General features: G+C 46.0%; 9 protein-coding genes and 1 tRNA gene. 7 read left to right on the top strand and 3 right to left on the bottom strand.

Annotation, left to right across the window (positions count from 1 at the left end; translation table 11 throughout):
• The first annotated feature begins 191 nt into the window (after window positions 1–191).
• From WGC32_RS14185 to WGC32_RS14170, 4 genes are all read left to right on the top strand, one after another.
• On the top strand, window positions 192–896 hold the full coding sequence (locus WGC32_RS14185) for a TIGR02453 family protein (protein ID WP_191482659.1): 705 nt from the start codon (window positions 192–194) through the stop codon (window positions 894–896).
• Window positions 897–985: 89 nt separating this feature from the next.
• Entirely contained in the window at window positions 986–1,459 is a 474-nt protein-coding gene (locus WGC32_RS14180) for a hypothetical protein (RefSeq protein ID WP_342682826.1), read from the top strand.
• A gap of 19 nt (window positions 1,460–1,478) precedes the next feature.
• The gene (locus tag WGC32_RS14175) at window positions 1,479–1,961 is read left to right on the top strand and encodes an RNA polymerase sigma factor (RefSeq protein ID WP_342682825.1); all 483 of its coding nucleotides are present in this window, start codon (window positions 1,479–1,481) and stop codon (window positions 1,959–1,961) included.
• Window positions 1,954–2,730 (top strand): anti-sigma-I factor RsgI family protein, encoded by a 777-nt coding sequence (locus tag WGC32_RS14170; RefSeq protein WP_342682824.1) that lies wholly within the window; start codon window positions 1,954–1,956, stop codon window positions 2,728–2,730. Before WGC32_RS14175 ends, WGC32_RS14170 begins: the two co-directional genes overlap by 8 nt.
• Before the next feature lie 90 nt (window positions 2,731–2,820).
• On the opposite strand, the gene WGC32_RS14165 is transcribed toward WGC32_RS14170, so the two are convergent.
• On the bottom strand, window positions 2,821–4,806 hold the full coding sequence (locus tag WGC32_RS14165) for a fructose-1,6-bisphosphatase (RefSeq protein ID WP_462933645.1): 1,986 nt from the start codon (window positions 4,804–4,806) through the stop codon (window positions 2,821–2,823).
• A gap of 203 nt (window positions 4,807–5,009) precedes the next feature.
• Here WGC32_RS14165 and WGC32_RS14160 point away from each other — a divergent pair, with 203 nt between their 5' ends.
• Window positions 5,010–5,945 carry an aldo/keto reductase gene (locus tag WGC32_RS14160; protein WP_342682821.1) on the top strand — a complete coding sequence of 312 codons (936 nt, stop codon included), beginning with the start codon at window positions 5,010–5,012 and terminating at the stop codon, window positions 5,943–5,945.
• 32 nt (window positions 5,946–5,977) lie between these two features.
• Here the strand turns inward: WGC32_RS14160 and WGC32_RS14155 are convergent, their stop codons facing one another.
• Complete coding sequence (locus tag WGC32_RS14155) at window positions 5,978–6,157, bottom strand: hypothetical protein (RefSeq protein WP_191482664.1); 180 nt, start codon at window positions 6,155–6,157, stop codon at window positions 5,978–5,980.
• 42 nt (window positions 6,158–6,199) lie between these two features.
• Window positions 6,200–6,478: a Nif11 family protein gene (locus WGC32_RS14150; protein ID WP_342682820.1), complete on the bottom strand. Its 279-nt coding sequence runs from the start codon at window positions 6,476–6,478 to the stop codon at window positions 6,200–6,202.
• 306 nt (window positions 6,479–6,784) lie between these two features.
• Here WGC32_RS14150 and WGC32_RS14145 point away from each other — a divergent pair.
• Window positions 6,785–6,861: transfer RNA gene (locus WGC32_RS14145), tRNA-Pro, on the top strand.
• Window positions 6,862–7,133: 272 nt separating this feature from the next.
• A complete protein-coding gene (locus tag WGC32_RS14140) occupies window positions 7,134–8,357 on the top strand; it encodes a DUF4417 domain-containing protein (RefSeq protein WP_342682819.1) in 1,224 nt (407 codons plus the stop codon).
• Window positions 8,358–8,430: the final 73 nt, after the last annotated feature.

The raw sequence follows: 8,430 nt of genomic DNA, 5'->3' as shown, positions 1-8,430 counted from the left end.
TACAAGCCCAAGGAGTGATTGGTCAGCCAGTTGCTCCTCTCATTGTAGCTTAGGCACGAGATGGAGGGAAAGCCGGACTGGCTGTCCGGCTTTCCTGTCCAAATTTATTGTAATAGGAGAGATAGTAAAATAATAAAATAAAAAGTAAGATGTGGCAAAAGTACTACGTTTTTGATGAAGGAGGAAACACCATGCCCTTTTCCCCAAAAACCATCGATTTTTTAATAGAAAACCGGCTTCACGACAGCCGGGAGTGGTTTGAAAGCCACAAAAAAGAATACCGGGACTTTGTAATCTCGCCTTTGCGGGAGCTGGTGATCGCTTTGACGCCCACCATGCTGGATATTGACCCAAAGGTGACCACCGAACCCAAAATTGACAGAACCATCTGCCGCATTTGGAGAGATACCCGTTATTCCAAGGATAAATCACGGTATCGGGATCATATGTGGATCATTTTTAAGCGTGGCAAGATGCACAGCACAGAAGTCCCCGGCCTTTATTTTGAAATTAGCCCCGATGGCTTTAATTACGGAAGCGGATTCTACCATGCTTCTACCGATTATATGAACACCATGAGGAAACTAATACAGGAAGGGGACAAGGACGCTAAACAGGCAATGGCAGCCTATCAAAAACAGTCCCTGTTTCTTATGGAAGGGGAATGCTTTAAACGTCCCCGTTATCAGTCGGCACCGGAAGAGCAAAAAATTTGGCTGGAACGGAGAAATATCGGGTTTTATACAGAGAGCGCCGACGCTCAGCTTCTGTTTTCGGATCAATTGGCCGAGAAGCTCAGCCAAGACTTCCAGTTGCTTACACCTATCTATCGATTTCTTGTCAAGGTGGCCCAGGTTCTCCACGAAACCGAACTACAGCGGCCATCCCTTTTATAAATTATCTAAAATATTTTTCTTTTTTGAATGGAATCCTCCGTTTCAATCGTATTCTAAGTGAAAAAACTTATAAAAATGGAGGAAGTAACATGAAAAAGATACTTTTAGGCGTTGTTGTGGCAGTATTGGTAATTTCCATCGGAATAACAAGCACATTTGCAATTGGCTCTGCCTACGGCCGAAGCTATGCAGATGCGGATAATAATGGCGTTTGCGGTAACTATGAGGCCATAGTAGACGGCGTGAGAGCGGCGGGGCGGTATTGCGGCCGAAGCTATGTAGACGCGGATAATAATGGCGTTTGCGATAACTATGAGGCCGTAGTAGACGGCGTGAGAGCGGCGGGGCGGTATTGCGGCCGAAGCTATGTAGACGCGGATAATAATGGCGTTTGCGATAACTATGAGGCCATAGTAGACGGCGTGAGAGCGGCGGGGCGGTATTGCGGCCAAAACTATGTAGACGCGGATAACGATGGCGTTTGCGATAACTATGGCGGTGGCAGGTGCTCACAAAATGGAGCAGGTAGGGGCTATGGAGCGCATAGGAGATGCAAAAGATAAAAAATGCGGAGTTTTTTAAATGAGGAGCGAACAAGAGGCCAATCGCGCGATTGAGCAATATGCGGATACAGTTCGCCGTATCTGTATGGTACACTTGAAAAACTATACAGATACGGAAGATGTATTTCAGACTGTATTTTTAAAATATGTGCAAAGTGCGATTCAATTTGAAAGTGATGAACACGAACGGGCATGGTTAATCCGGGTGACAATTAATGCCTGTAAAGATCTGCTCAAAAGTTTTTTCCGTAGCCGGACGCTATCAATTGACCAATTGATAGAACAAGCGGCCGAACTTCCTCCCGACAATAGGGAAGTTTTAGAAGCCGTTTTGTCACTTCCAGCAAAATATAGAGACGTGGTCTATCTGCATTATTACGAGAATTATACTGCGCCTCAAATCAGCCGTATTCTTGGAAAGAACGTCAATACGGTGTATACGCTCCTGACTCGTTCCAAAAAAAAGTTGAAGGAAAAGCTGGGAGGTGATGAATATGAATGACAAGCTGAAAGAAACTTTTGATTTGATTCACGCAGAAGAGGATTTAAAGGATAAAACCAAAGCCTTTCTTGCCAAGGAGACCCATGGATACAAAAAAAGCAAACATTTTGGCATTCAGAAACTTATACCAGTAGCCGTCTGTTTTTTGCTTCTTCTGATCGGTTGGGGCGGCTATCATATATACTTTACGCCTACCTCAACGATTAGCATAGATATTAACCCATCTTTAGAGTTGGGTGTCAATCGCTTTGATAAGGTCATATCGGTAAAAGGATATAATGAGGACGGGGAGCAGCTGGCATCATCGCTAAGCGTCAATAATATGGACTATAAAAATGCGGTAGAAGAGATTATGGAAAACACCAGTATCGCAGAGTACTTGTCGCAAGATGAAATCATATCCATTGCCGTCGTAGGGGATGACCAAGAACAAAGCGAAAGAATTGTTTCCAGCATGAGATTATACACATCCGATCAAAGTAATGCCTACTGCTATGCGGCTGATACAGAAGAGGTCGCCTTGGCCCATGAGGTAGGGCTTTCCTATGGAAAGTATAAGGCGTTTTTGGAGGTACAGGCTCTCGATCCTGAGATCACACCGGAGCAGATACAAGAGATGTCAATGCGAGAAATCCGTGACCTGTTAAATACCTTATCTAATGCCGGAAGCAATGGACCAAATGAACAGGATAAAACGGGACATTGGGGAGCCGGAAAAAACCAAGGCTACGGACACGGAAAAAAGAATCGAAAAGGGGAAAGTGAATAGAAATTTCGGAACTTTCCCCAGCGAATAAAACTGGCTGTTGCTAAAAATGCAACAGCCAGTTTTTTTCCATGATTAGCGGATATGAAATTGTCAGTCGTGCCGCTCGCTGACAGCTCCTAACCGATAAGCGCTGAGTAGGAGCTTGAGATCTGCGATTCGCTCTCGGATTCCCTGCCCAGCATCGGTTTCGTCAACCGTGATACGGGATGAAGCCCGATCAAATACCACCTGGGTAGAGAGGATATCCTTATTCAATTTAATGGCGTTATCCAAGCCGCTAAAGGGCTCATGAGAGCATAGGCGGAGGCCATAGGAGTTATAGATGAGAGTGTATCCCGCAATTCCGGTAGTGGGCTGATAAACCCGGCAAAATCCTCCGTCAATGACAATGAGCTTTCCGCCGGCCTTGATGGGATTTTCTCCATCCTTTGATTTAACGGGCATGTGGCCGTTGATAATGTGGGAGTAGGAAGAACCCAGTCCAAATTGCCCGAGCAAAAAGGTGACGACGGCCTCGTCATCGGTAAAACGGTAATAGGGATTTTTCGGCTCCATCCAGCTATTTTTGTCATCGATGAGCAGCCGCTCAAAGGTGGTGATCTTTTCCCGGCCGCACAGGGGAGAGTTGCGGCCGCACCATAAAAACCAGAGAAAATCCTTGCCATATTGCTTCTGAGGGGTGGCTTCTTTGGCATAATAGCCCTGACGGGCAATGGTGTCGGCATAATCCATCAGCCTTTTTCCGGAAAGGGTCTGCCCGCCTAGGTTAAACTCCATGAGGGAACCATCGGGATTCAGAGGAATGCAGCCGTGGAAAAGCAGGTTGGAGTTGAAACAACGGTAAAGGCTGCCTTTAGAATAAAGGAAGCCCACATGACGCTGTAACCTTTCGCTGTGCTGAAATGCAGTTTTTAGCTGCTTCATCAGCAGGGCTTCCTCTTCTGTCAGGGCGTAAGGATCGTTCTGATCCACCGTGGGAAAGTCGCAGTCGGTGAGAGAATAGGTGACCCCATCGATGTCAATTGTTTTGTGCTGGTAATCAATTTTTCCCAGCAGCATCCGGTCATCCATCTTATATTCCGGATGGCGGAGGAGAATCTGGCCTTCTAGCTTAAACTGGATAATGGCGATGGCCTTGTGCATCCGCGCGCCTTGCAGCATGTCTTTGAGGGTGTAATCCCGCTCATTGGGAACCTTTGGCATAAAGCGGGAAAGATCGGAATTTTTATAAACTTCGTTGGCAAAGAGGGCCAAAGGACGCAAACTGATGCCATAACCGCTTTCAATGACTTCCAGGTTGTTGTAGGTGATGGAATTGTTGAGGACGGTGGCAATGCAGGTGCGGCTGCCGGTGGCGGCACCCATCCAGAGAATGTCATGGTTGCCCCACTGGATATCCACACTGTGGTGTCCCATCAGGTTGTCCAGGATGATGTCAGCCCGAGGGCCGCGGTCAAAAATATCCCCAACAATATGGAGCCGATCTACAATGAGCCTCTTGATGGTAGTGCAGAGGGCAATAATAAAGGCATCAGCCCGATCAATGTCGATGATGGTAGAAATAATGTTGGCATAGTATTCCTCTTTATTATGGGCATCATAATTGACATTGATTAACTCGTCAATGATATAGGCAAAGTCAGCCGGAAGGGCTTTTCTCACCTTGGACCGGGTATATTTGCTTCCCAGCAACCGGCATAGCTCCAACAGCCGGTTGAGGGTGATCTTATACCACTCCGGCAGATCGGCAACTCGGGAGGTAATTTCCTCCAGCTTCTCCTTGGGATAGTAGATTAGGGTGGAGAGTTCAGCCCGTTCCTCCTTGGTGACAGTATTTTGATAAAGGGCATCGACCTTCTCCCGGATCGCCCCGGAAGCACTGTTGCGGATATGAATAAAAGCCTCATATTCTCCGTGAAGGTCGGACATAAAGTGCTCTGTTCCTTTGGGAAGGCCTAAAATGGCCTGGAGATTGATGATTTCTGTGGAGGCGGCCTGAATATTGGGATATTGGTTGGAGAGCATCCGCAGGTATTTTAGATGCTGCATTACATCTTCTCTGGTCTGTTTTGGCATCTCCATGTTATCACTTCTTTCCGTCACATTATTGGAACAAACGCTGTTTTTTTAAGTATAACCTGCTGGCAGTGAGACTGTCAATTTAGCAACTTGTTCCAGCCGCGTTTTTTCTTCTGAGGGCTTGACTTTAAAAACTGCAGGGGTATGATGGAAGAGTAGACGAAAAAAGGACCGGATTTCCGGAAGATAGGAGTGTTATCATGAAATATATCAAGATCAAAAATACTGACATTTGCGCTTCGAATATTGTGATGGGTTGCATGCATCTGAGCGAGCTTTCTAAAGATGCGGCAGAAAAGCACATCAAGACCGCTATGGAGCAGGGGATCAACTTCTTTGACCATGCCGATGTATACGATGGAGGAAAATGCGAGAGCCTGTTTGCAGAGGCCATTGGCATGAATGACGATATCCGGGAGAAAATGGTGCTCCAGAGCAAGGTGGGAATCCGCAGACTGCCCAGTGGGCACACCATTTATGACTTTTCCAGGGAGCATCTCCTGGCGGCAGTGGACGCCAGCCTCCATCGGCTGAAAACCGACTATCTAGATCTGTTGCTTCTCCACCGGCCGGATGCCCTAGTGGAGCCGGAAGAGGTAGCAGAGGCATTTGCAATTCTACATTCTACCGGCAAGGTGCGGTATTTTGGTGTTTCCAACCAGAATTCTCAGCAGGTGGCGCTGCTCCAGAAATATGTGCCCTATAAACTTGTAGTCAATCAGTTGCAGTTGAGTATCTGCCATACCAACATGATTGACGTTGGCATTGCTGTCAACATGGACGTTCCCCAGAGTTTCGACAGGGATGGCGCTATTTTGGATTACTGCCGCCTGAACGATATGACCATCCAGGCTTGGTCACCTTTCCAGTGGGGCTTTACCGAAGGTGTTTTTGTAGGGGATATGGAAAGATATCCAGAGCTTAACGAAGTGATGGATAAGGTAGCGAAGAAATATGGGGTTACCAAAAATGCGATCGCTACCGGCTGGATTGCCCGCCATCCGGCCAACATGCAGATTATCCTGGGCACAACCAACAGCCAGCGTCTCATCGAAAGCTGCCAAGGTTCTGAGCTTGTGCTGACCAAAGAAGAATGGTATGAAATCTATGAGGCAGCAGGGAATATGATTCCCTAAGCGCTCTATATGAAAAAAACGTCTGAGGAAACTCAGACGTTTTTTTCATGGGAATTGAGCTTGTCTACGTAGTCCTTCAGCTCATCTACCGAGCGAAATTCTGACAGGTGGTAGCATAGAGCCCGTTTGAGGGCATCTGGCAAGGAATCATAGTAACCTGCCATTTCCAGATCGCCGCCAAAGCCAAAACTAACCGGATGAAATTGATCCATAGGCAATCACCTCAGGGATAGTATGACCTGAGACGTTCTTTATCATTCCAAAGAGGATATAAAATTTTCGTAAGCATCTTCAAAGGACGCATAAGGAGATGGATTTCCTCCATTGGTGCTTTTGCATTGGTTGTCGCTGCTCTCCTGGCCCAACGCAAAAAGCTCACCGACGCTGATATCATATCCGGCCTGTTTGGCGCTTTGGCAGAAGTCATCCATGGGATCCTTCGCATTTTTTGAAGCCAATAGTTTCTCTCGCAATTTCGGATCCCGCTTTGCCTGTTCCCATAACAGCGCGAGCAGTTGTTCCGTTCGGTTCATACCATCACCTCATTTATAAGCATCTTTTAAATCATTTTGTTTTACATTTCTTATTCATCTAATATTATCCTAGCACAAGAGTTGGAACAATGCAATAAATTTGCAAGAATTAATGCTGAAAAATGCAGAAATAATTAAAAAAATGCGATATTATGGAGGTGAGAAGCGAAAAATGAATGATGATAAAAATAAAATGCAAAAATAGGGCTGTGATGACCTATTTCTATAAAAAGTAAGGAATGGTTTTCTCATATTGACAAGAAATGGAGGATCATGTATAATACTACTTGCTGTTAATCAGAGGAACGGGGTATAGCGCAGCTTGGTAGCGCGCTTGGTTCGGGACCAAGAGGCCGGGAGTTCGAGTCTCCCTACTCCGACCATCGGAGTATCCAATTTGGATACTCCGATTTTTTTATTGCTGATCGATAAGTTTTACGGTGTTGCATGAAAATGTATAACTCTCGCCGCTTTGGAACCTGTATGTAGAAGGACTTGTTTCTTACTTCGTGCAGGAGGCATATCTATGACTGAAGAAAACTACAATTACCGAACGAGTCAGACGCTGCTTCGCAACCAGTTTCCAGGCAAAGGAAAGTTAAAAATCCCCATCATTCCCTAGTTCCAAGAAAAGCCCGGAGACTTTGATGATCTTTTGTTGATTGGTTTTGACAAGACTCATCTGGAAGATCAAAACCATCTTGACCGCATGGTGCATTTTTTCCTTTACGACTACCGCTTTGAGCGAGTCTGGAAGAATCCCGACAACGACATTGAAAAACTCTCCCGCTACCGTGCGGTGCTGTCGCCGGATTTCAGTATGTACCTGGAAATGGCGCCTGTCATGCAACTATACAATGTATTCCGCAATCGCTGGTGCGGCGCCTACTGGGCATCCAAAGGGCTCCGGGTGATCCCCACCGTCAACTGGGGCGATGAATCCTCCTTTGATTTGTGTTTTGAGGGGATCGAAAAAGGAAGTGTTGTTGCTGTCTCCACCTATATGGCATCTGAGCACGACAATCGCTGTGATCAAAAGGAATGGTTTCTGGCTGGCTACAACGAGATGCTGCGGCGCATTGAGCCGGAGAAAATCATCTGCTATAACACGCCGTTTCCAGAGATGCAGGGAAATATTATTGATGTGGACTATGAACGCAGTTCTTGGCGGTATATGAATTACGAGCGCGGATTTCAGAAAGAAGACCTGGAATCTTTCAAAATTGGTGGTTCTTTCTATACAAATCATGATACAATAGAGCCGTTCCTGATTGACAAGGGCGGCGGTAGTGCGTATGGTGGAAAATGGAAACCCAGCCCAAATAAACCTGACGACCAGCGTTTTCTTGGTAAACCCGGAGAAATTAAAACAACATATAAGAACGGCTATCGTGTTGATACAAAAATTGGAAGCGATGGACGAGCAGAACTGGAAAGACATTATACTGACCACAGGCAACCTTGGGCACATACAAATCCCCACGATCATCCCATCAATTGGGATAACCCTGCTGGTTTCCCTGATCCACAGCCTCCTATCAATTACCCCGATGGCGCACCTGAGTTTAAGAACTTTGAAAGAAGGTTCTATATGATGAAAAACACAATTGTCCCCTCCAATTCCTTGGAACAAAATCGCTTTACAACCATAAGCGATTTTCAGACCTGCATGAGATGGCATGGAGAAGTGGAGTTTCTCTGGAATGGAGTCCATTACAGCATTACCCATCGCAATGGAAGAATTTATATTTCCCACAGCGGCATTCAGGAAACAGAACGATCTTTTGCAACATCCGGGGATATCCTTGAGTACGAGGTAGATTCTTACCAACTGCGGGATATTATCACAAAGGTTACTGTTGTGTTTCGGTCAGTTTAAGATACCCCCCTTGCTTGCAAACCATTGATATTCCTGAACTTTTCCAAGTCCTATAATTATACTCGGACCACAC

This window comes from Zongyangia acetica (genome assembly GCF_038739695.1).
GTDB lineage: Bacteria > Bacillota > Clostridia > Oscillospirales > Ruminococcaceae > Zongyangia > Zongyangia gallinarum.
The sequence above is the reverse complement of the archived record's forward strand: the minus strand, read 5'-3'. Positions and strand labels throughout refer to the sequence as shown.

What these genes read in the sequence shown, in the direction of transcription:
- WGC32_RS14175 (WP_342682825.1), top strand. Translation starts at nt 1,479, where the DNA reads ATGAGGAGCGAACAAGAGGCCAATCGCGCGATTGAGCAATATGCGGAT.
- WGC32_RS14185 (WP_191482659.1), top strand. Translation starts at nt 192, where the DNA reads ATGCCCTTTTCCCCAAAAACCATCGATTTTTTAATAGAAAACCGGCTT.
- WGC32_RS14180 (WP_342682826.1), top strand. Translation starts at nt 986, where the DNA reads ATGAAAAAGATACTTTTAGGCGTTGTTGTGGCAGTATTGGTAATTTCC.
- WGC32_RS14150 (WP_342682820.1), bottom strand. Translation starts at nt 6,478, where the DNA reads ATGAACCGAACGGAACAACTGCTCGCGCTGTTATGGGAACAGGCAAAG.
- WGC32_RS14170 (WP_342682824.1), top strand. Translation starts at nt 1,954, where the DNA reads ATGAATGACAAGCTGAAAGAAACTTTTGATTTGATTCACGCAGAAGAG.
- WGC32_RS14165 (WP_462933645.1), bottom strand. Translation starts at nt 4,806, where the DNA reads ATGCCAAAACAGACCAGAGAAGATGTAATGCAGCATCTAAAATACCTG.
- WGC32_RS14160 (WP_342682821.1), top strand. Translation starts at nt 5,010, where the DNA reads ATGAAATATATCAAGATCAAAAATACTGACATTTGCGCTTCGAATATT.
- WGC32_RS14155 (WP_191482664.1), bottom strand. Translation starts at nt 6,157, where the DNA reads ATGGATCAATTTCATCCGGTTAGTTTTGGCTTTGGCGGCGATCTGGAA.